Genomic DNA, 21230 nt, shown 5'->3' on the forward strand with positions numbered 1-21230 from the left:
CGGACTGGTGTAAGCAAGGCCCCCGCTGCAAGGCGGCGCGGGGACCGCACAACGACAACGAGGAGACAAGTCATGACATCCGTACTGCACCGCGTCGGCCGTTCCCTGGGCGCCATTGCGCTCGCCGCCTGTGCCGCCAGCGCCCTGGCCCAGGGCGGCTACCCGAACCGGCCGGTCCGCATCATCGTGCCGTGGCCGGCCGGTGGTGGCGTCGACACCGTCACCCGCACGGTGGCCGAGAAGCTGAGCGCGAGCCTGGGCCAGCAGTTCGTGATCGACAACCGTCCCGGCGCGACCGGCAATATCGGCGCCGGCGCGGCAGCCAAGGCCCCGCCCGACGGCTACACGCTGCTGGTCGCCAGCGCGCCGATGGCCATCAACGCGAGCCTGCAGAAGAACCTGCCGTTCGACCTGGGCAAGGACTTCGCGCCGCTCGGGCTGATGGCGAGCTCGCCCTACATGCTGGTGGTCAGTCCCGCAATCGCGGGCTCGGTCAAGGAACTCGTCGCCCGTGCGAAGGCGGAGCCCGGCAAGCTCAGCTACGCGTCGGTGGGCCCCGGCACGCAGCAGAACGTGGTCGGAGAAGTCTTCAAGGAGATGGCCCAGGTCAATATCGTGCATGCGCCCTACAAGGGCGGCCCGCAGGCGCTCACCGACATGGTCGGCGGCCATATCCAGATGATGTTCCACGGTGTGCCGGCGGTGATGCCGTTCGTGAAGGGCGGCCAGCTCAAGGGCATTGCGGTAGCAAGCAAGCAGCGCCTGCCGCTGTTCCCCGAGATTCCGACCATGGCGGAGGCCGGCTTCCCCGGCATCGAGGCGAGCGAATGGTACGGGCTGGTGGCCCCGGCCGGCACGCCGAAGGACATCGTCGCGCTGCTGGGCAAGGAGATCGAGAAGGCGCTCAACGCGCCTGGCGTGCGCCAGCAACTGGCCAGCAAGGGCTACGAGCCGGCCAGCAGCAGTTCGCCCGGCGAGTTCGCGACCTTCATGGCGGCCGAGCAGAAGAAATGGGCGCTGGCCATCAAGCAGACGGGATTCCGGCTGGAATAAGCAGCGGCGCTCCGCCATGGCGGCGGAGCACGGACAAGAAGCAAGGAGACTGTCATGAAATTCCAGACGCGATGCAGGCGGCAAGCGCTTGGCGCGATCGGGCTCACGGCCATGATGGTGACGGGGGCATGGGCGCAGGGCACCTATCCGAACCACCCCGTCCGCGTCATCGTGCCATGGCCCGCCGGCGGCAGCGTCGACATGGCCACGCGTGTGGTGGCCGAGCGGCTTTCCGGCGGCCTCGGCCAGCCGGTGGTGGTGGAGAACCGGCCCGGCGCGACCGGCAACATCGGCGCGGCCGCTGCCGCCAAGTCCGCTCCGGACGGCTACACCCTGCTGGTCGCGACCACGCCGATGATCATCAACCGTAGCCTGTCCGGCAACGCCACGGTGGACCTGTCGCGCGAGTTCGCGCCGATCGGCCAGCTGGTCAGCCTGAACTACGTCATGGTGGTCAATCCCGCGATGGCCGGCTCGGTACAGGAGCTGGTGGCGAAAGCCAAGTCACGCCCGGGGCATTACAGCTATGCCTCCTCGGGGCCCGGCACGCAGCTTCACCTGATCGGCGAATCCTTCAAGCGCGCGGCCGGCGTAGATCTCGTGCACGCGCCGTACAAGGGCGCGCCACCGGCGCTGGCCGACCTGGTCGGCGGGCATGTCCAGCTGATGTTCCCGGGTCTCCCCGTGGTGGAGCCCCTGCTGCGCGCCGGACAGCTCAAGGCGCTCGCGGTCGTGAGCACGCACCGGCTGCCGCAGCTGCCCGAGGTGCCGACGCTCGCGGAGGCCGGCGTCGCCGGCATCGACAGCAGCGAATGGTATGGCCTGGTGGCGCCCGCCGGCACGCCGCCGCAGGTGGTGGCCAGGTTGAGCGAGGAGCTGGGCAAGGCCATGCGCAACCCGGCCGTGCGGCAGCGCCTGACCAGCCAGGGTTTCGAACCGGCAGGCAGCACCCCGCAGGCATTCGCCGCCCTGATTGAAGCGGAACAGAAGAAATGGCCACTCGTTGTCCGGCGCGCCGGACTCCAGTCCGAATAGCGGGACTGGAACGAGATCAAGCGCAAGGGACCGCCCGAGGCCCCTCATCGGACTAGGATTCAGACAACGCGGCAGCCTGACACGTCAGGCTGGCCGCGGCAGGAGACTTGCAATGCCCCTCGATCCCACCACCATGGCCGCACCGGCGCATCCGCCGGTTTCAAGCCAGGACGCGGACCAGAAGACACCCATGTCGAAGGCGTCGGCCATTACGGCCATCACCATCGGCGGCGCGCTGGAGCTGTATGACTCCGGCGTCTACAACTTCTTCGCCACGCTGATCATTCCGCTCTACTTCCCCGTGGGCAACCCGTTCGGCCAGCTGCTGCTGTCGTTCGGCACGTTCGGCGCGGGCTACCTGATGCGCCCGCTCGGCGGCCTGGTGATCGGTGCCTATGCCGACCGCTTCGGCCGCAAGCCGGCGGTGCTGCTGTCGATGTGGCTGATGGCGTTCAGCGCGCTGATCCTGGTGGTGACGCCACCGTACGCGGCCTTCGGCATCATGGCGCCGATCCTGATGATCGTGGCGCGGCTGGTGCAGGGCTTCGCGATCGGCGGCGAGATGGGCTCGGCCACCGCCATGCTGATGGAGTACGCGGACGAGCGTTCGCGCGGCTTCTACACGAGCTGGCAGACGGCCAGCCAGGGCATTGCCGCGGTCTTCGCCGCGCTGGTGGCACTCGGGCTCAGCCATACACTGAGCGCCAGCGCCCTCGAGCACTGGGGCTGGCGCGTCGCGTTCCTGATCGGCATCCTGGTGATTCCCGTCGGCCAGGTGATCCGGCGCCGGCTGGAAGAAACGCTGGAGCCGCCTGCCCGCAAGAAGGCCGCCGCCGGCGGCTGGCAACTGATGCGCCTGCACTGGCGCGAGCTGGTGGCGAGCGTGCTGCTGATGACCGGCCTGGCCGCCGCGGTGCACCTGATCGCCTACTACCTGCCTAACTACGCCAGCTTCCAGCTGAACATCCCGCGCGGCGAAGCGGTCTGGGCCGGCTTTGTCGCCGCGGGCATGATGGTCATCTTCGGCCCGATCGCCGGATGGCTGAGCGACCGGGTCGGACGCCGCACCATGGTGTGGTGGTCGCGCGTGGCCTTGCTGGTGATGGCCTATCCGGCCTTCGTCCTGATCAATGCCTTCCCCTCGCTGACCTGCCTGCTGCTGGTGGTCGGGTGCCTGGCGATCCCGATGGCGATGACCTCGCCTGCCACGCTGGTGCTGGTCAGCGAGGTGCTGCCCCAGCGCTTGCGCGCCACCGGCATGGCGGTGACCTACTACGTCGCCATCGCGGTATTCGGCGGCTTCGCCCAGTTGTTCTCGACCGTGCTGATCCACATGACCGGCAGTCCCAATGCGCCGGCGTTCTACCTGATCGGCTGCGGCCTGGTCTCGCTGCTCGGGCTGGCGATGGTGCCGGAAACGCTGGGGCGGAAGCTTTCATGAAGCGCGCGCTGCGCGCGGATTACCCGCGCATCAGGCTGCCCTGATGCGCGGCTGCTCGTCGACCCTGTTCAAAGGTCCCCCTCCAGCAATACCCCTGCATCGCGGATCACTTGCAGGTAAGCGACCGTATCGCCGACGGCGGCGGCAGCCTGCTGCGCAAGTGTCCACACGCGCGTAGATCTTTCGGAGCTCGCCATCATCGATTCGAGCGCATCCGCATCAGCGAATCCGTGAGCCGCCGCCACGCCGAGAACGGCATCCAGGACGCGTCGGGCGGCGGCTCGGGCATCGACCGGCGCCAGCGGGGCCCGGTATGCGAGAAACCCTGCCATCAGCAGAAATTCGGCCGGACTGAGATGCCGGCCATTGCCCACGGGCACACCGGCTGTTCCGTCGTGATTCATGGCCACACATCACCTCCCGACTTGGAGCACCGAACGTTCTGAACGCGCGAAATCGTGTTGCCACCGCCGCTGGCCGCCGGGAGCGCTGTCGTGCGCCGCGCTGAGCGAGGAAAACATCGCAACGGATCCACCAAAATATAGTATCTTGAGCCGCATCCCGCTCCCTTGAATGCCGCTGCGTGCGTGCAGGCGGGTCGCTGATCGCAGTCATGCCGACTACTTTCTTCGAGGACATTTATGAAAACGCTGTTTCTGCAGGCACCTTCATATGACGGCTTCGATGGGGGAGCGGGCTCGCGCTTCCAGACGAAGCGCGAGATCCGGTCGTTCTGGTATCCGACATGGCTCGCCCAGCCCGCTGCGCTGGTCGAGGGCAGCCGCCTCGTGGATGCTCCGGCGGACGGCCTGTCGCTCGAAACGACGCTTGGCATTGCCGAGCAATACGAGCTGGTCATCATTCATACGAGTTCTCCGTCGTTCCCAAGCGACATTCAGTTCGCGGAACACCTGAAGCGGCGCAAGCCTGCGGTCCTCATCGGAATGGTCGGCGCTAAAGTGGCTGTCGATCCTCACGGCTCGCTTACCGCCAGTGATGCACTCGACTTCGTGTGCCGCGAAGAATTCGACTTCACCTGCCGCGACATCGCGCAGGGCCTCCCGTTCGCGTCCATTCTCGGGCTCAGCTATCGTCTGCCCGACGGCGCCATCATGCACAACGAAGGCCGGCCCATTCTCGAAGACATGGACCAGCTTCCGTTCGTCGCGCCCGTCTATAAGCGCGACCTGACGACCAGGAATTACTTCAGTGGCTATCTCAAGCATCCCTATGTGTCGCTCTACACGGGACGGGGCTGCAAATCCCGATGCACGTTCTGCCTGTGGCCGCACACGGTCGGGGGGCATCGCTATCGCACGCGTTCGGTCGAGAATGTTCTCGAAGAGGTGAAGTGGATCCGGGACAACATGCCCGAGATCAAGGAGATCATGTTTGACGACGATACCTTCACCGACCTCAGGCCGAGAGCGGAAGAGATCGCCCGCGGCCTTGGCAAGCTGGGCGTGACGTGGTCGTGCAATGCCAAGGCGAACGTGCCTTACTCAACCCTCAAGGTAATGAAGGAGAACGGCTTGCGGCTCCTCCTCGTCGGCTACGAATCCGGCGACGACAAGATTCTCGTCAACGTCAAAAAGGGCCTGCGCACCGATATGGCGCGCCAGTTCAGCGACGATTGCCGCAAACTCGGCATCAAGATCCACGGCACGTTCATTCTCGGGCTTCCCGGCGAGACGCACGAAACGATCAAGAAGACGATCGAGTACGCGAAAGAGATCAACCCCCACACCATCCAGGTGTCGCTCGCGGCGCCCTATCCGGGTACGGTCCTTCACAAGCAGGCGGTCGAGAACGGATGGCTGAATGACAGCAAGGTCATCACCCTCCTCAATGACTCCGGCACCCAGGCTTCGACCATCGGCTATCCGCACCTGTCGCGCGAAGAGATCTATCTTGGCGTGGAGGAATTCTACAAGCGGTTTTATTTCAGGCCATCGAAGATCTGGGAAATCGTGCGCGAGATGCTGATGAGCTGGGACATGATGAAGCGGCGCTTGCAGGAAGGCGTGGAGTTCTTCAAGTTTCTGCGCGCCCGCAAGGCATGAGGCAGCCGTGGCCGGGCGGCACAAGTTGCGGGCCGCCCGGCTGACGCGGGCACCGCGCCGGTCGTCGTGTCGCCGGTAGAATCGGGGCTTTGACCGCCGGGCGGCGCGCCCGGCACGCGCCGGAACCGTACGTGCCCTTCATCCTGCTCGGCCTCGCCCTCATTGGTGCCCTGATCTACGGCTATGTCCGTCTCTACCATGCCGTCGCCGCCGCGTTCGGCGCCCTTGCCGGAGCCGGCGCCGTCGCGCTCGGCGTAGCGCTGCTGGCCGCACTGGTCGCCGACGGCGTGCGGCGCTGGCGTGCCGTCCATGGCGTGCGCATCGGCGGCGAGCGCATCCTGTCGCTCGATGGCGCCTGGGGCAGCCTGCGCGTCGATGCGGAGCGCAAGCTCGGCACGGTGGCAGTGGGCGAGGCCCAATCGCGCTTCATCTTCGCGGACATCGCCGGCGCCGAGCCGGTCGCGGATGCGGGCGCCTGGGCGTTGGCCCTGCGGCTCGAGCACAATGCCCGGCCGCTTTGGCAAATCCCCATGCCCACGCGCACCCGCGCGCGGCGCTGGGCCAAGATCCTCGCGCTCGCGGCGCAGCAGAAGCTCTGACGAAAGCGGGCCCGGCTGGCCCATGGCGGCGCCCCGCGCCCCATTCCCGCAAAACCGCTGGCCTGCGGCGCCGACTCCGTTTAAGATTGCGCGATTATCGAACAAAGCAAGACACAATGGAGACTACCCGCCCCCTCGGCATCGGCCAGGCCCAGGCCGATACGGTCCGCGTTGCCCGCCCCCAGTCCGACCTGCTCGGCAGTTTCTCCGGCGACCCGAACTTCATGCTGTCGCTCGCGCGCGGCCTGACCGTGCTGGAAGCGTTTTCCGAGCGCAAGCGCCCGCTGACGATCTCGCAGGTGGCGCAGCGCACGCAGCTGTCGCGCGCGTCGGTGCGCCGCTGCCTGTACACGCTCGAGCAGCTCGGCTACGTGAGCCAGCAGGACGGGCAGTTCGCGCTGCGCCCGCGCGTGCTGCACCTGGGGCATGCGTATTTCTCGTCGACGTCGATGGTGTCGCTGTCGCAGCCGATCCTCGACAACCTGAGCGCGCGCATCCACGAAACCTGCACGCTGGCCATCCTGGACGGCACCGACATCCTGTACCTGGTGCGCTCGGAAGTGCAGCGCGTGGTCAACTATTCGCTCGGCATGGGCAGCCGGCTGCCGGCCTATTGCACGTCCAACGGGCGCCTGCTGCTCGCGCACCAGCCGGCGTCGGTGCTCGACGGCTTCTTCGAGCATGCGGAACTGCGGCCGCGCACGCTGCAGACCAAGGTGTCGCGCCAGGAACTGGAGAGCTGCTTCGAGCGCGCCCGGGAACTGGACTACGTGATCGTCGATGAAGAGCTGGAACCGGGCCTGCGCGCAATCGCGGTGCCGGTGCGGTCGGCCGCCGGCATCGTGCTGGCAGGCATCAGCGTAAGCGTGCGCGCCGCCAAGGTGACGGAGGCCGAGATGGTGACGCGCCTGCTGCCGCCGATGCGCGAAGCCGCCGCGGCCATCGGGCGGCTCATTACGTCGTGATTACGTCCTGATCACGGCGTGAACAGCCGGGCCGGGCTCGGCATGGCCTCGGTCAGGCCGAAATCCGCGATGCGCTGCGGCAGCGGCCGGCCCTGCGCGCAAACCGTGGCGCCTCAGCCGCGGTGCGCAAGCTCCAGCGAGAACACCAGCCGCTGCAGGAAGTTCTCCATGCGGCCGTCCGGGTTCACGAAGGCGCAGCCGTAATGATGGATGGCGCTGTCGTCGTTGCCGACCAGCCAGTGCCCGACGACCTGGAGGTCGATGTCGACCTTGCCCAGCTCGCGGAAGTCCAGCCGGCAGCGGCTCACCATGGTGCCGACCGGCAGCCGGTCCTCGCCCACGGTCTTGGAGCGCAGGCCCACGCCAGAGAGCGACAGGTCGGCGACATCAAGGGCCAGCACGCTGTTGTCCGGGTTGCGGATTTCGCAGCGGTAGCCTTTGGTCACCAGCGTGCGGGCGCGGAAATGGCGGCGGCGCTGGAAATGGTAGAGCTTCTCGGGAAACTCCACGACGAAGGCAGGGCCCTCCTCGTAGCGTGTGGCCGCCGGGCGGCCGACCATGAAGTTGACCGGCACGCCGCGCAACAGGCCCGAGAACGCGTTCTCGTCCGAGGTCATCAGCGCCTGGCGCTCGGCATCGGCATTGCACCAGTCGAAGATGAAGGTGCGGCTGACCGGATCGATGTGCAGGACCGAGGTCACGAACTGATGGCCGGTGCGCGTGCGCACCGTGATCAGGCACTTCTGCCAGGACAGGTCGCGCAGCACCGTGCCAATCTGCGAGGTGTGGGTCAGGCGGTAGCGCTCGTCGGGCTGCGCCGCGCCCGCCTGCGCATCGATTTCGTCTTGCGCGCCGGAACCGGCTTGGGTGGACTCGGAAGAATCTTGGAGGCTCATGAAATCACGCAACATCAGAATGGCAGCGCCGCACGTGGCAAGGCAGGCGTCGCGGCAAGATCGGCTTGCGCCCGAGCGCCGCATATTAAGGGGACGCTGCATTCGACGGCAAGACTCATGGCATGGGCTTCGGCATTCTGTGGCAAAACTTGAGCACAGACTTTTGAGGGGTAGCGTTCGCGCCGCTTTCGCGCTGCGGCGGGCGGATTCCGCTCACGCAGAAACGGGTACGCCAGGCACGATATAAGCGTCATCGGGGGCCGTGAGCGGCCACGCGCCTATCGCCGCATGCGTGGCACCGTGCCGGTCAAGGCGGCTCTCGAACAGGACGAAGCGCCGCGCCTGCCAGGACGGTACGGCAAGCTCGCGGTGCGCGGCGACCCAGTCGCGCAGCATGGCATCAGGGACCGTGGGGCGGCACCGCGCGAGTGTCAGGTGTGCCCGGAACTGCCGCCGTTCGGGCGCGATGCCCGCGGTCTGCAGGGCATCGGTCATGGCCGCATAGAGCGCGTCAAGCGCGGGACAGGGCGCAAGGCCGGCCCACAGCACGCTGCCCTGCTGACCGCGGAAGCGCCCGGCACCGGCTACGCGCATCGAGAAATCCGCTGCGTGCACCGTGCCGAGCGCGGCGGTAATGCGCTCGGTCTGCCCAGCCTCGCATTCGCCCAGGAAGCGCAAGGTCAGGTGCACCTGCGCCACGGGCGTGGGGCGGATACCGCTTGCCGCCGGGACGAGCCCGACCAGATGCGCCGCCACCGGCGGCGGCGTTTCCACGGCGATGAACAGGCGGGCCACGCCGGCTGCGCTGCCGCGCTAGGCGAGGGCGAGCGCCGACTGCTGCATGATCGGCAGGCGAGCCGCCGCAGCGTGGCTTTCGAGCCGCAGCAAGGCGCGCTTGCGGTCGGTACCGCCGGCATACCCGGTCAGGTCGCCGTCCGCGCCCAGCACGCGGTGGCATGGCACGATCACCGACAGCGGATTGCGCCCCACCGCGCCGCCGACTGCCCGCACGTGGCCATGCGGCAGTTCGAGCTGCCGCGTCAGCTGGCCGTAGGACACCGTCGCGCCGAACGGAATGGTGCGCAGCGCCTCCCACACACGTAGCTGGAAGGCGGTGCCAGCCGGGCGCATCGGCACCGAGAACGCTTCGAGCTTGCCGTCGAAGTAGGCCGCGATCTGCGCGGCCGTCTCGTCGAACACGCGCCCGGCGCTTGCGGGCGTTGCCCCGGGCTGCGCGTCGCGCGGATAGTACTTCTGCCCTTCGAAATAGACGCCCGTCAGGAAGCTGCCATCCGCGCGCAGCAGCATGGCCCCGAGCGGGCTGTCGATCAGGCGGTAGCTGGTCATGTCGTCACCTCGGTATCGGAATTGGCAGGAGTCATGTCCGCCAAAGGTATCACCGCGCCATCGCCCTGCGCTTTCATCGCTTCATAGCGATGCCACAGGTGGACGGCCGCGTACGCGCGCCATGGCGCCCATTGCGCGGTGCGTGCCTGCATGGCGCGTACGGTATTCACGCCGAGCACCTTGCGCAGCGCGTAGTCGGTACCCGGGAACGCGTCGGGCCACCCTAGCGCGCGCATGGCGACGTACTGCGCGGTCCAGTCGCCGATCCCGTCGATCTCGCGCAGCACGGCCACGGTCTGTTCGGGCGCCGCGTGCGGCTCCAGCGGCAAGGCACCACTGGCGACCCGCTGCGCGAGCGCGCGCAGCGTGCGCGCCTTGCCCGGCGACACGCCTGCGCCGGCCAGGGCTGCATCGGACAGCGCGGCCAGCGCTGCGGCCGACGGAAAGCCATGCTGCAACGGCACGCACCCGCCGATGGGCATGGCCGGCGCCGGCAAGGCCTCTCCCGCCACCTGCGCCAGCCGTGCCAGGATGCGCCGTGCCTGCACCACAGGAATCACCTGGCCGATCACGGCGCGTACCGCGATCTCGAAGCCGTCGACACTGCCCGGCAGGCGCATGCCCGGCACGTCGCCAGCCAGCTCGCCAAGATGGCGGTCGACGATGTCGGGCCGGCAGCCCAGGTCGCACAGGCGCCGCACCTTGCCCAGGGTCTGCGGAATCACGCGCGCGAGCGAGGCCGACACGGTGACGCGCAGCACCATCCGCCCGGGCACATGGTCCAGCCGCAGCCAGCCGCGGTGCGCGACGCCGCCGCTTTCCACCGCGAGCGTGCGGGCATAGGCGCCATCGCGCACTTGTTCGATGCCATCCACCGCGCGCACGGCCAGGAAACCCAGCAGCGCCTCCCACGCCAGCGGCGGCCGGTAGCCCAGCTCGAATACCAGCCGGTCGGCCACGCCTTCGGACGTGCGCTTGCGCAAGGCCATCGGCGTCAGGCCGTAGCGGGTGCGCAGCACGTCGTTGAAGCGCCGCACGCTGCCGAAACCCGCTGCCAGCGCCACTTCGGTCACGGGCAGCACGGTGTCCGTCAACAGCCGCTTGGCCAGCAACAGGCGCTGCGTCTGCACGTACTCCAGCACCGACACGCCGAACTGCGCGGTGAACAGGCGGTGCAGGTGGCGTTCGGTCACGCCGATGCGCGCGGCCAGCGCGGCCACGCCGGCATCGGCCATGAAGCCCTCGTCGATCAGCGTGGCGGCGGCCTGCGCGAGACGGCCGGAAAGATCGGCCAGCCCGTGCCCGGGCGCCAGTTCGGGACGGCAGCGCAGGCACGGACGGAAGCCTTGCTTTTCCGCCGCTGCGGCGCTTTCGTAGAAGGTGCAGTTCTCGCGTTTCGGGGTACGCACCGCGCACACGGGCCGGCAATAGATGCCCGTGGATGACACGCCGACGAAGAAGCGGCCGTCGAAGCGCCGGTCGTGCGAGGCCACGGCCTTGTAGCAGGTATCGGGATCGAGTTCCATGCAGGCATGCTACCGCTTCGGGCACGCGCGCACCCGCCGGATTCGGACATTCCCCTGTGGCCAGCGACCGTGCCATGGTGCACAGTCTGAGCCACGGAGTCCGGCTAGAATCACCAGCCTGCGATGTTTCCCGGAGATTCCATGCGCCCAGCCAAACCGCTCCCGCTGACCTGCTCGCTCGCGCTCGCGGGCCTGCTATGGCTGGGCCTGCCGGCGGCGGCCACGGCGGCGCCGGTGGCTTCGGCCGCTTTGGCGCAGGCGGGCGCAAGCGCGGCCGAGGTCACCTCGGTCGAGGGCATCACCGAGTTCCGGCTCCCCAACGGCCTGCGCATCGTGCTGGCGCCCGATGCGGCCAAGCCGACCACCACGGTCAACATGACCTATCTGGTCGGCAGCCGCCACGAGAACTACGGCGAAACCGGCATGGCGCACCTGCTCGAACACTTGCTGTTCAAGGGCACGCCTGCGCTGCCGGGCAAGGCCATCCCGACCGAGTTCGCGCGGCGCGGCATGTCCTCCAACGGGACCACGGCACAGGACCGCACCAACTATTTCGAGACCTTCACCGCCAGCGACGACAACCTCGACTGGGCGCTGCGCATGGAGGCGGACCGCATGGTCAACAGCTTCATCTCGCGCGCGGACCTGGACAGCGAGATGACCGTCGTGCGCAACGAGATGGAGATGGGCGAGAACAGTCCCGCCCGCATGCTGATCCAGCAGATGATGGCCGCCTCGTACCGCTGGCATAACTATGGCAAGGCGCCGATCGGCGCGCGCAGCGACGTGGAGCAGGTCAGCATCGACAACCTGCGCGCGTTCTACCGCCGCTACTACCAGCCCGACAACGCGGTGCTGGTGGTGGCCGGCAAGTTCGATCCGGCCTGGACGCTCGCGCGCATCGAGCGCTATTTCGGCCCGATCGCGCGCCCGGCGCGCGTGTTGCCACCCGAGCATACCGTGGAGCCAGCGCAGGAAGGCGCGAAAGAACTGGTCGTGATGCGGCCCGGCGACAGCGGGCTGGTAGCGGCGCAGTACCACGTCAGCCCCGGTGCCCACCCCGACGCGACAGCGCTGTCGATGCTGACCATCATCCTTGGCGACACGCCCGGCGGGCGCCTGTACAAGGCGCTGGTGGAACAGAAGAAGGCCACCTCGGTCGGCACCTCGTTCAGCGCGATGAAAGACCCGGGCACGCTGCTGTTCATGGCCGAAACCGCGAAGGACCAGCCGATGGCGCCGGCACGCGCGGCGCTGATCACGCAGGTCGAGGGCTTCGCCGAAGCGCCGGTGACGCCCGAAGAGCTGGAACGTGCGCGCGTGCGCATGCGCAATGCCTACGAGCACTACATGAACGACCCGGGCGCGCTCGGCATTGCGCTGTCGGAGGCCATTGCCAAGGGCGACTGGCGCCTGTTCCTGATCGCACGCGACCGCATCGAGACCGTGACGCTCGAAGACGTGCAGCGCGTCGCGCTCAATTACTTCCAGGCGTCGAACCGCACGGTCGGGCTGTTCCTGCCGCAGGACAAGCCGCCGCGTGCGCAGATTCCCGAGACTCCGGACGTGGCCGCGCAGGTGCGCGGCTACCAGGGCAAGCCGGCGCTGGCGGCAGTGCCGGCGTTTGACCCGAGCCCGGCCAATATCGAAGCCCATACGCGGCGCCAGACCCTTGCCAACGGCATGCAGCTGGCGCTGCTGCCCAAGCCCACGCGCGGCGGCGTGGTCAATGGCACGCTGATCCTGCGCATGGGCGATGTGCAGAGCCTGCAGGGCCTGACCACGGTGGGCAGCCTGACGGCATCGATGCTCAAGCGCGGTACCGGCACCATGGACCGCCTGCAGCTTGCCGACCGCATCGAAGCCCTGCGTGCGCGCGTCATGATCTCGGGCGGCTCCGAGCGCGTCATCGTAAGCTTCGAGACCCGGCGCGAGCAACTGCCCGAACTGCTGGCGCTGGTGCGCGACATGCTGCGCACGCCAAGCTTCCCGCAGGCCGAGTTCGACACGCTGCGCAACACCACCATTGCCGAGATCGAAAGCGTGCGCCGGCAGCCGGGCGTGATGGCCTCCGACGCGCTGGGCCGCCATGGCGATCCCTACCCCGCCGGCGACCCGCGCCACGCGTCCACCTTCGACGAGAGCATTGCCGCGCTCAAGGCCGCCACGCTGGACCAGGTGCGCGATTTCCACGCGCGCTTCTATGGCGCCGCCAATGCGCAGCTCAGCCTGGTGGGCGACTTCGACGCCGACGCGGCCACCGCCCAGGCGGGCGAGCTGTTTGGCGACTGGCGCGCGCAGCAGCCGTTTGCGCGCGTGGACAGGCCCTTCGTGCCGATTGCCGCGGCGGACTTCACACTGGCCACGCCCGGCAAGGCCAACGCGGTCTACCTGGCAGCCGAGCCGATCGACCTGACCAGTGACCAACCCGACTACGCGCTGATGCTGATCGCCAACCGCGTGTTCGGCGGCGGCTCGCTGCGCAGCCGCCTGGCCGACCGCCTGCGGCAGAAGGAGGGACTCAGCTATGGCGCATCGAGCTGGGTCAATGTGGGCGCGCTGGACCGCGCCGGCCGCTTCGGCCTGCAGGCGCAATATGCCCCGCGGAACCTGGAACGCCTGCAGCGTGCCGTGGCCGAGGAACTGGAGCGCTTCGTGCGCGACGGCATCAGCGCCCCTGAACTGTCCGAAGCCGTCAGCGGCATCCTGCAGCAGGGCATGGTCAGCCGCAGCAGCGACAGCGCGCTGGCCGACGCGCTGGCCAACCAGCTTTACCTGGGCCGCACCATGGCCTACACGGAGGAGCTGGAGGCACGCCTGCGCGCAGCCACGCCCGAAGCGGTCAACGCCGTGATCCGCAAGTACGTGCAACCGTCCGGGCTGTCGCAGGTCTACGCGGGAGATTTCGGTGCCGTACCGGCTCCCGACGGGGCCGCAGCGGGCGAGGCGCCGGCCGCGCGTCCATAGCCACTGTCACGCAAGCGAAAAGGAGACAGGCCAGAATGGGCCGACGCGCCAGCATCCGGGCGCCGGAACCAGGCACGCCCCTTGCCGTGCCCTGGCGTTGACTGTATATTCGTACAGTATAAGTAGAGACAAGAGGTGTGGATGTCAAACGTGCGGGCTGGCAGCAAGGCGGAGGCGCTCCGGCTTCTCGCCGCGGAAGGAGTGCTGGCGCTGGAGCTGGACTACGAGACCGGATGGCAGGACGCCGTCGAACTCGGCAGGCTCGGGGAAAAGCGCGGCATCAAGGTGCAGTATCGCGGCCAGGAAAGTGTCGCCGTACGCTCGCGCGAAGCGCTGATCGAGGGCCTCGCCAAGGTCAAGCCAACGTTCCGGCAACGTAACCTTTACTGTCAGTTTGACCTCGGCACGCTGACGGACCACGAATTGCTCGACCTCGAAGCCAAGGCCACGCGGCTCGGCGACTACATTCTTGCCGGACACCTGCTGCGGGACGTGGACAGCGTCTGGCCCGCCGAATAACGCCCGGGCGCCGGATCCCGCCGGATCCGAATCCCCCCAAAAACAGGCATGCCGCCAATTGGAATTGGCGGCATGTTTCCTTTATGGCGTTCCGGGCGTGTTCAGTGCCAGATGCGCGCGGCATTGGCCCAGCGCGCGGCGGCCGACTGCGCCAGCGCGCTGCCTGCCACGTCGTGGGCTGCGGCTGCGCCGGAGGTTCCCGCCAGCTGCAGCGCGGTGTGCCATAACACCGCCGACACCAGCGTCTGGCAGTGGCGCCGCTCGCCATGGGCGAGTGCCAGCAGGCGCTCATTGCCGTCGATCACGATAAGGCGGTCCCCGGCCTGCGGCCGCATTTCCAGCGCATACAGGTGGTCGCATTCGCAATGCATGCGCCCGCCGCTGACCGCCACCACGATCGCCCCGGGCAGGGCGATGCCGCTGTCGTGCACGTCTTCACGCAGGCGTTCCAGGTGCGCATGCGCGCGCGGATCGCGCGCTGCCGCCAGGTCGCCGGGCATGGCGCTGAGCGCCATCAGCTCGGCTGGCGACACCGCCAGCGTGTAAGCCGGGAAGTCCGGCCGGTAGGTGGCCACCACGGCGCGCAGGCGACGCGCGCCGCGGCCATCCGGAAGGCTGCCCATGTCGCGTCCCGCTGCCGTGACTGCCATCAGTCGCGCAGCAGGTGCTTGGCAATGATGAGCTGCTGGATCTGCGTGGTGCCTTCGTACAGGCGCAGCAGGCGCACGTCGCGATAGAAGCGCTCGGCCTTGTACTCGGCGATGTAGCCGGCGCCGCCATGGATCTGCACCGCGCGGTCGGCAATGCGGCCCACCATTTCGGTACAGAACATCTTGGTGCACGAGGCCAGCATGCTGACTTCGGGATCGCTCTTGCCGGCCGGCTTGGCGTCATAGCGCTGCGCGCAGTCGCGCATCATCGACAAGCCCGCGTACAGCTCGGCCTGGCTGTCGGCCAGCATACCCTGGATCAGCTGGAAGTCGCCGATCGGCTTGCCGAACTGCTTGCGTTCCTTGGCATAGGCCACGGCGTCGGTAATCAGGCGGTGCGCCATGCCGCAAGCCAGTGCCGAAAGGTGCAGGCGGCCGCGGTCGAGCACTTTCATCGCGGTCTTGAAACCGACGCCGGGCACGCCGCCGATGATGTTGGCGGCCGGCACGCGCGCATTCTCCAGCACCACGTCGCAGGTCTTGGTGCCGCGCTGGCCCATCTTCTTGTCCGGCTTGCCCAGCGAGATGCCCGGGGTGTCGGCCGGCACGATGAACGACGAGATGCCCGACGCACCAGGGCCGCCCGTACGCGCCATCAGCGTGAAGGCGCCCGCGCGTGGCGCGTTGGTGATGAAGCGCTTGGTGCCGTTGATGACGTAGTGGTCACCATCGAGCTCCGCCTTGGTCTGCAGCGAGGCCGCATCGGAACCGGCGTTCGGCTCGGTCAGCGCGAACGAGATGATCAGCTCGCCGCTGGCGATCTTCGGCAGGTAAGCCTGCTTCTGCGCTTCGGTGCCATCCATGAGGATGCCCTGCGAGCCGATGCCGACATTGGTGCCGAACACCGAACGGAAGGCGAAGGCGGTGTGGCCCAGGTCGTACACTACATCGCATTCCTGCGACATCGACAGGCCGATGCCGCCGTAGTTTTCCGGAATGGAGATGCCGAACAGACCCATTTCCTTCATGTCGGCGACGATCTCGGCCGGCACGTCGTCGATCTCTTCGAGCGTGTCTTCGGCCGGCTTCAGGCGTTCGTCGATGAAGCGCTGCACCGAAGCGCGCAGCAGGGCGAAGGATTCTTGGTCAAGGGCCATGGCGGTTCTCCAGTCAAGCCAGTTCGACAGTATGGGCGCAATGGTACGCGCGCCACCTGGTTTGACAATCCATCAGATATTGGACAGATGCGTCAATAAAATTTGACACTCAGGCCCGTATGATCATTAGCAGGCCTGCCACGCCGGTGATGAGGGCTGCAAGCGCGTCGCCGGCGATCATCCCGCCGCCGACCAGCGAAGCGGTGCTCATGTCCTCGGGCATGGACCGGCTGGGGCCGCGCGGGCCGAACCGCGCGGTGAGGCCCGCCACAAGGCCGCCCGCCGCCATCCACGCCGCGGCGGGCAGATTGACGAATCCGCCGAACGACGAGGCGTAGGGAGACGGCAGTAGCACAGCTTCCAGCGCGAAATCGACCGCCCCGCCCGTTCTGCCCGACCGCGCAAAGCGCTGGTACCCTGCATGCGCACGCAGCGCCTTGCGCAGCACTTCCGTCACCAGGCCAATCGCCAACCCGATGACGACGGCAAGGTGCTGGTAGCCACGCGCTTCGGCCAGCCCGCGCAGCACGCCGACAATCTTGTAGGTCATCGCGGAGGTCCAGCGCGCCGGCTGCTGGTCGGCCGCGAGCGTGGTCTGGTCCAGCGCCAGCACCGGATAGGCCTGCAGGAGCAGCCGCGCGAGCGCCACGGCCAGCAGTGCGCCGACGATGATCCCGGCCACCTGGTAGCCGAACTGCACCATGCGGCTGCTGCCGAGGCGCCAGCCGGTGGAACGGTCCTGTTGCATGTCGCAGGCCTCGGCCGTGGACACCAGCAGCACTGTCGCGGCGATCAGGCCGACATGCGGCGCGCGCAGCCCCGCTGCCGCCATCAGGATCACGCACAGCACGAACGCCGACGAGATCGGGTTCTGGTCCACCATGCCTACCGAAATGCCGTTGACCAGCGCGAACACCAGCACCAGCAGCACTGCCATCAGCTGGAAGCCCAGCGGCTGCCCGAACCAGGCCACGCCCGCCACCACCACCGCCGCGCCCCAAAGCAGCACCCATGCCGCCACCCAGCGCATGCCGGGCCCGCTGGCTTGCCGCGCCGCGGGCGCCGCTGCGCTGCGCCACTGTCGCCACGCACGTGCCAGCAGCAGCGAGACGTCGACCACGGCCGCGCCCATGATCATGCCCAGCGCAATCAGGAAAGTGATCTTGCGAAACGGCTCGCCCGGCGCCAGCCAGCCGATCGAGACGAAGTATGGCGTCATGGCCCAGCCCGCGAGGCCACCTGTCAAGGCCGCGATGCCGATGCGCGCGCCCACGATCATCCCGGCCCCCATGGTCGAGGCCGACACATCGAGCGCCGCCAGCGGCGCCAGCCGGGCCACCCAGAGGCCGCTGGCCAGCCCCACCGCCATGCCCCCGGCCAGGCGCGACACGGAACGGCGCAACAGCAGCGGATCGGTCAGCGCGCGCAGGATATTGGCCACCGCCAGGCCGGACGGAAAGGTCAGCTGCATGCGGTCGACCAGCAGCGGCGTATAGAGCATGCCGACGCCGACGCCATACATGCCGATGCACAGCATGTATGCCATCAGCTGCCACAGCGGCGGCTGCGCCAGCCCGAGCCAGCTCATCGCCTGGATCACCACGGCCATGCCGCTCATGCCGGCCACCGATGCCGCCGCGGTCTGGATGTAGTTGGCGCCGTGCCGGCCCGCGGCCCCGTAGCCGCAGGTCACCACCGAGCCAAGGATGCCGGCCAGCACCTGCCCGCCCACGAAGAAGCCGAGCGAGAAGTTCATGTAGGCCGCGGCGATCCCGCCCAGCGGCCCAAGCACCAGCATGCCCGCCGCGCCGAGCAGCAGGTGGTATTGCCAGCTTCCGGGCGCGGGCAGCCAGGGCAGGCGGGGAGCGGCTTCTGATGGGGCGGAAGGCATGGTGGACGGGCGGGTTGCCGGACAAGTGCTTCAGGCAAAGCATAGGCGAGAGACCGGTCCGCCGGGGTTTACACTAGTTTCGTGCGCAACTATTTTGTCGATATAGTTGCGCATACAACTACATCGCAGAGCTTGTCCATGCCAGACCTTTCCGCCCCTGCCAGCGCGGCAATGCCCGCGCCGCCCGCCGTCGAAGCGCGGCCGTGGCCGTCTTCCGTACCGGTGCTGATCGCCGGTGGCGGCCCGGTTGGCCTTGCGCTGAGCGCCCTGCTCGCGCGGCAAGGCATCGCCTCGCTCGTGGTGGAGGCCGACGACGGCTACTGCGCGGGCAGCCGCGCCATCTGCATGTCGCGCCGCTCGCTGGAGATCCTCGGCTGGGTGGGCGCCGACCAGGCCACCGTCGGCAAGGGCCTGCCCTGGGTCGGCGGACGCAGCTACTACCGCGATACCGAAGTGTTGCACTTCAGCATGCCGAGCGAACCCGGCAAGCGCTTCGCGCCGATGGTCAACATCCAGCAGTACTACCTGGAGGCCTTCGCCCACCAGGCCGCGCTGGCCTGCGGCCCGCTCGCCGACGTGCGCTTCGGCGCGCGCGTGGCGGCCGTGCGCCAGGACGCCGACGGTGTCAGCGTGGACATCGAGACCGCGCAGGGCATCCGGCAGGTCCGCGCCCGGTGGCTGGTGGCCTGCGACGGCGGCCGCAGCACCGTGCGCGAACAGCTTGGCCTGCGCATGGAAGGCACACAGTATGAAGGGCGCTACGTGATCGTCGATATCGTGCAGAAGACGCGGCGCGACGTCGAGCGGCTGGCGTGGTTCGATCCGCCGTCGAATCCCGGCTCGACCATCCTGATGCACCGCCAGCCCGACGACGTCTGGCGCATCGACTACCAGATCCGCGACGATGAGGATCCGGTCGAAGCCGTCAAACCCGAGAACGTGCTGCCGCGCGTGCAGAGCCACCTCGACATGATCGGCGAGACCGAGCCGTGGGAACCGCTGTGGATCTCGATCTACAACGCCAAGTGCCTGACGCTCGGTGCGTACCGGCACGGCCGCGTGCTGTTCGCCGGCGATGCGGCACACCTGGTGCCGATCTTCGGTGTGCGCGGGCTCAATTCCGGACTGGACGATGCCGGCAACCTCGCCTGGAAGCTCGCCTGGGTCATCCATGGCCGCGCCGACGCCGCGCTGCTCGATTCCTACTCGACCGAGCGTGTCCATGCCACGCGGCAGAACATCGCCTACGGTGCCAAGAGCACAGAGTTCATGGCGCCGCCCAACTTCGCCTTCAGCCTGATGCGCGAGGCCACGCTGCGCCTCGCGCTCGATCAACCCGCGGTACGCTCGCTGATCAACCCGCGCCAGTCGGCACCCATCGCCTATACAGGCTCGGCGCTCAACGGCCCGACCGACTTCGGCGACGACTGCCCCGGCGCGGCGCCGGGCATGCCCGCGCCGGAAGCGCGCCTGAGTGAAGGGCACCTGACTGCAAGCTTCGGCCAATGCTTCACGCTGCTGTGGTTCGGCGATGGTGCGCCCGTGCCGGACGAACTGACGGCCCTGGTGCAGGCGCATGCCACGAACCTGCAGCTTCGCGTGATCGTTCCCGCCGGCGGTGCGCCGCAGCCCGGCGCATTGGCTGATCTCGACGGCCACGCCCTCGCGCGCTATGGCGCGCAAGCCGGCACGCTGTACGTGATCCGTCCGGACGGCTATGTGCTGGCGCGCTGGCGCGCTCCGCAACCGGAGCCGCTCCGCACCGTCCTCGCCCGCTTCCTGCAAACCCCCGCTGACAGAGCCCGCCATGCAAGCTGAAGAACTCGACCTCGCCTACACCCGCCTCTGCGAAGCCATGGCCGGTGTCGGCCAGGACAAGGCGCCGCTGCTGCTCGCCATGGTCTGCCTGGCCTGATAAGCCGCCAGGACGCACTGGCCCCGGTGCTCGACCTGATCGAAACGGCCGAGGCGCGGGTGTAAAGTCCCGTTTCCCTGCCCGGATCCGATATGAAAGCCCTGCCCCGCCTGGACCAGTTCCTGACCTACCGCCTGCACCAGGTCAACAAGCTCAGCGACAAGGACAGCGCCTACGCCTACCTTGAGCAGTGCGGCCTGCTGCTCAGCGAAGGCCGCTGCCTGGCCGCCATCGGCGCGTTCGCGCCGCTGTCAGTCAATGCGCTCGCGCAGAAAGCCAACCTGACCAAGGGCCAGGCCAGCCGCTCGGCGCAGGCGCTGGTGGAGCGCGGACTGGTCAGCAAGTCCGCGAGCGCGGCCGACGGCCGCGGCGTGGTGCTGGCACTGACGCCGCAGGGCAAGCCGCTGTACCGCCAGGCCATCACGATGATCGCCAGGCGCAACGACGAAATCTTCGGCTGCCTGAGCGAGGCGGAGCAGGCGCAGCTGGGGAACCTGCTCGACAAGCTGGTTGCCCACGCCACGCGGGACGACCAGCCCGAAGACGCTTAACGCCTCAGCCCATCCACGTGCGCGCGCGCCCCATCGCGCCGCGCGGCCTCGGCCACCTCGTTGCTCACCACGGTCTGCCCGATCGGTGCCAGCGCGATGCCGGCCAGCTTCAGGTGCTGGATGGCGAACGGAATGCCGATGATGGTCACGAAGCAGGCAATGGCCGACATGACATGGCCGATCGCCAGCCAGATCCCTGCAAAGACGAACCACAGCACGTTGCCGACCATGCCGAGTGCGCCGGTGCCGATGTCGTCGCGCTGGTTCAGTTCGCGCCGGCTGATCGCCTGCTTGCCGAACGGAAAGAACGTGAAGCTGCCGATCACGAAGCAGGCCTTGCCCCATGGAATGCCAATGATCGAGCAGAAGGCCAGCAGTCCTGCGAGCCACCAGGCCAGCCCCATGAGGACGCCGCCAAGGATGAACCAGAGGAAATTGCCGATCGCGCGCATGCGGGGATTCCGGAAGTGAAGGAGAACTCGATGATACGCGCCGGCAAAAGCGTACCTGTTTCTGCGTGCCTGGCAACAGCGGCAAGGCGCCCGGGATTTCAGCCGCAAATCGCTACGCCGGAAAGCGCAAACGCCACCTGTCCCTGACGCGCGACGCCACGAAGCGTACCTGTTTCTGCATGCGTACCCGTTTCTGCGGGCAT

General features: G+C 68.0%; 19 protein-coding genes. 10 read left to right on the forward strand and 9 right to left on the reverse strand.

What is annotated here, in order from left to right:
- Positions 1-72: 72 nt before the first annotated feature.
- From CupriaWKF_RS20455 to CupriaWKF_RS20465, 3 genes are all read left to right on the forward strand, one after another.
- Positions 73-1053, forward strand: coding sequence for a tripartite tricarboxylate transporter substrate binding protein (locus CupriaWKF_RS20455; RefSeq protein WP_276102588.1), 981 nt, complete (start codon positions 73-75; stop codon positions 1051-1053).
- 54 nt (positions 1054-1107) lie between these two features.
- Positions 1108-2088 (forward strand): tripartite tricarboxylate transporter substrate binding protein, encoded by a 981-nt coding sequence (locus tag CupriaWKF_RS20460; protein ID WP_276102589.1) that lies wholly within the window; start codon positions 1108-1110, stop codon positions 2086-2088.
- 112 nt (positions 2089-2200) lie between these two features.
- Positions 2201-3529 carry an MFS transporter gene (locus CupriaWKF_RS20465; protein WP_276102590.1) on the forward strand — a complete coding sequence of 443 codons (1329 nt, stop codon included), beginning with the start codon at positions 2201-2203 and terminating at the stop codon, positions 3527-3529.
- A 68-nt stretch (positions 3530-3597) separates the two neighbouring features.
- Here the strand turns inward: CupriaWKF_RS20465 and CupriaWKF_RS20470 are convergent, their stop codons facing one another.
- Positions 3598-3933: a hypothetical protein gene (locus CupriaWKF_RS20470; RefSeq protein ID WP_276102591.1), complete on the reverse strand. Its 336-nt coding sequence runs from the start codon at positions 3931-3933 to the stop codon at positions 3598-3600.
- 237 nt (positions 3934-4170) lie between these two features.
- On the opposite strand from CupriaWKF_RS20470, the gene hpnJ reads away from it, so the two are divergent.
- The 3 genes from hpnJ to CupriaWKF_RS20485 all read left to right on the forward strand — a co-directional run bounded on the left by hpnJ (position 4171) and on the right by CupriaWKF_RS20485 (position 7156).
- Positions 4171-5592, forward strand: a complete 1422-nt coding sequence (hpnJ, locus tag CupriaWKF_RS20475; RefSeq protein ID WP_276102592.1) for a hopanoid biosynthesis associated radical SAM protein HpnJ — start codon at positions 4171-4173, stop codon at positions 5590-5592.
- A gap of 131 nt (positions 5593-5723) precedes the next feature.
- A complete protein-coding gene (locus tag CupriaWKF_RS20480) occupies positions 5724-6191 on the forward strand; it encodes a hypothetical protein (RefSeq protein WP_276102593.1) in 468 nt (155 codons plus the stop codon).
- A 116-nt stretch (positions 6192-6307) separates the two neighbouring features.
- Positions 6308-7156, forward strand: coding sequence for an IclR family transcriptional regulator C-terminal domain-containing protein (locus tag CupriaWKF_RS20485; RefSeq protein ID WP_276102594.1), 849 nt, complete (start codon positions 6308-6310; stop codon positions 7154-7156).
- Positions 7157-7269: 113 nt separating this feature from the next.
- Here the strand turns inward: CupriaWKF_RS20485 and CupriaWKF_RS20490 are convergent, their stop codons facing one another.
- The 4 genes from CupriaWKF_RS20490 to CupriaWKF_RS20505 all read right to left on the reverse strand — a co-directional run bounded on the left by CupriaWKF_RS20490 (position 7270) and on the right by CupriaWKF_RS20505 (position 10925).
- Positions 7270-8052: a flagellar brake protein gene (locus CupriaWKF_RS20490; protein WP_276102595.1), complete on the reverse strand. Its 783-nt coding sequence runs from the start codon at positions 8050-8052 to the stop codon at positions 7270-7272.
- A 213-nt stretch (positions 8053-8265) separates the two neighbouring features.
- Positions 8266-8847, reverse strand: a complete 582-nt coding sequence (gene thpR / locus CupriaWKF_RS20495) for an RNA 2',3'-cyclic phosphodiesterase (RefSeq protein WP_276102596.1) — start codon at positions 8845-8847, stop codon at positions 8266-8268.
- A gap of 18 nt (positions 8848-8865) precedes the next feature.
- On the reverse strand, positions 8866-9399 hold the full coding sequence (locus CupriaWKF_RS20500; RefSeq protein ID WP_276102597.1) for a methylated-DNA--[protein]-cysteine S-methyltransferase: 534 nt from the start codon (positions 9397-9399) through the stop codon (positions 8866-8868).
- Positions 9396-10925 (reverse strand): AlkA N-terminal domain-containing protein, encoded by a 1530-nt coding sequence (locus CupriaWKF_RS20505; protein WP_276102598.1) that lies wholly within the window; start codon positions 10923-10925, stop codon positions 9396-9398. The genes CupriaWKF_RS20500 and CupriaWKF_RS20505 overlap by 4 nt, the downstream gene beginning before the upstream one ends.
- Before the next feature lie 141 nt (positions 10926-11066).
- Here CupriaWKF_RS20505 and CupriaWKF_RS20510 point away from each other — a divergent pair, with 141 nt between their 5' ends.
- Together CupriaWKF_RS20510 and CupriaWKF_RS20515 are read left to right on the forward strand one after the other, a co-directional pair.
- Positions 11067-13892, forward strand: a complete 2826-nt coding sequence (locus tag CupriaWKF_RS20510; RefSeq protein WP_276102599.1) for a pitrilysin family protein — start codon at positions 11067-11069, stop codon at positions 13890-13892.
- A 141-nt stretch (positions 13893-14033) separates the two neighbouring features.
- Complete coding sequence (locus tag CupriaWKF_RS20515) at positions 14034-14411, forward strand: PHA-granule associated protein 4 (RefSeq protein ID WP_276102600.1); 378 nt, start codon at positions 14034-14036, stop codon at positions 14409-14411.
- A 101-nt stretch (positions 14412-14512) separates the two neighbouring features.
- Here the strand turns inward: CupriaWKF_RS20515 and CupriaWKF_RS20520 are convergent, their stop codons facing one another.
- From CupriaWKF_RS20520 to CupriaWKF_RS20530, 3 genes are all read right to left on the reverse strand, one after another.
- Positions 14513-15034 (reverse strand): hypothetical protein, encoded by a 522-nt coding sequence (locus CupriaWKF_RS20520; RefSeq protein WP_276102601.1) that lies wholly within the window; start codon positions 15032-15034, stop codon positions 14513-14515.
- Positions 15035-15060: 26 nt separating this feature from the next.
- Entirely contained in the window at positions 15061-16218 is a 1158-nt protein-coding gene (locus CupriaWKF_RS20525; protein WP_276102602.1) for an acyl-CoA dehydrogenase family protein, read from the reverse strand.
- Between the two features lie 109 nt (positions 16219-16327).
- The gene (locus tag CupriaWKF_RS20530) at positions 16328-18109 is read right to left on the reverse strand and encodes an OPT/YSL family transporter (protein WP_276102603.1); all 1782 of its coding nucleotides are present in this window, start codon (positions 18107-18109) and stop codon (positions 16328-16330) included.
- Positions 18110-18247: 138 nt separating this feature from the next.
- Between CupriaWKF_RS20530 and CupriaWKF_RS20535 the strand changes: the two genes are divergently transcribed.
- Both CupriaWKF_RS20535 and CupriaWKF_RS20540 read left to right on the forward strand, forming a co-directional pair.
- Positions 18248-19927 carry an FAD-dependent oxidoreductase gene (locus tag CupriaWKF_RS20535; RefSeq protein WP_276102604.1) on the forward strand — a complete coding sequence of 560 codons (1680 nt, stop codon included), beginning with the start codon at positions 18248-18250 and terminating at the stop codon, positions 19925-19927.
- Positions 19928-20116: 189 nt separating this feature from the next.
- On the forward strand, positions 20117-20575 hold the full coding sequence (locus CupriaWKF_RS20540) for a MarR family winged helix-turn-helix transcriptional regulator (RefSeq protein WP_276102605.1): 459 nt from the start codon (positions 20117-20119) through the stop codon (positions 20573-20575).
- Here CupriaWKF_RS20540 and CupriaWKF_RS20545 read toward each other — a convergent pair.
- The gene (locus tag CupriaWKF_RS20545; RefSeq protein ID WP_276102606.1) at positions 20572-21027 is read right to left on the reverse strand and encodes a YccF domain-containing protein; all 456 of its coding nucleotides are present in this window, start codon (positions 21025-21027) and stop codon (positions 20572-20574) included. The two genes, CupriaWKF_RS20540 and CupriaWKF_RS20545, sit on opposite strands and share 4 nt — an antisense overlap.
- Between the last annotated feature and the right edge of the window lie 203 nt (positions 21028-21230).

Source organism: Cupriavidus sp. WKF15, assembly GCF_029278605.1.
Classification (GTDB): domain Bacteria; phylum Pseudomonadota; class Gammaproteobacteria; order Burkholderiales; family Burkholderiaceae; genus Cupriavidus.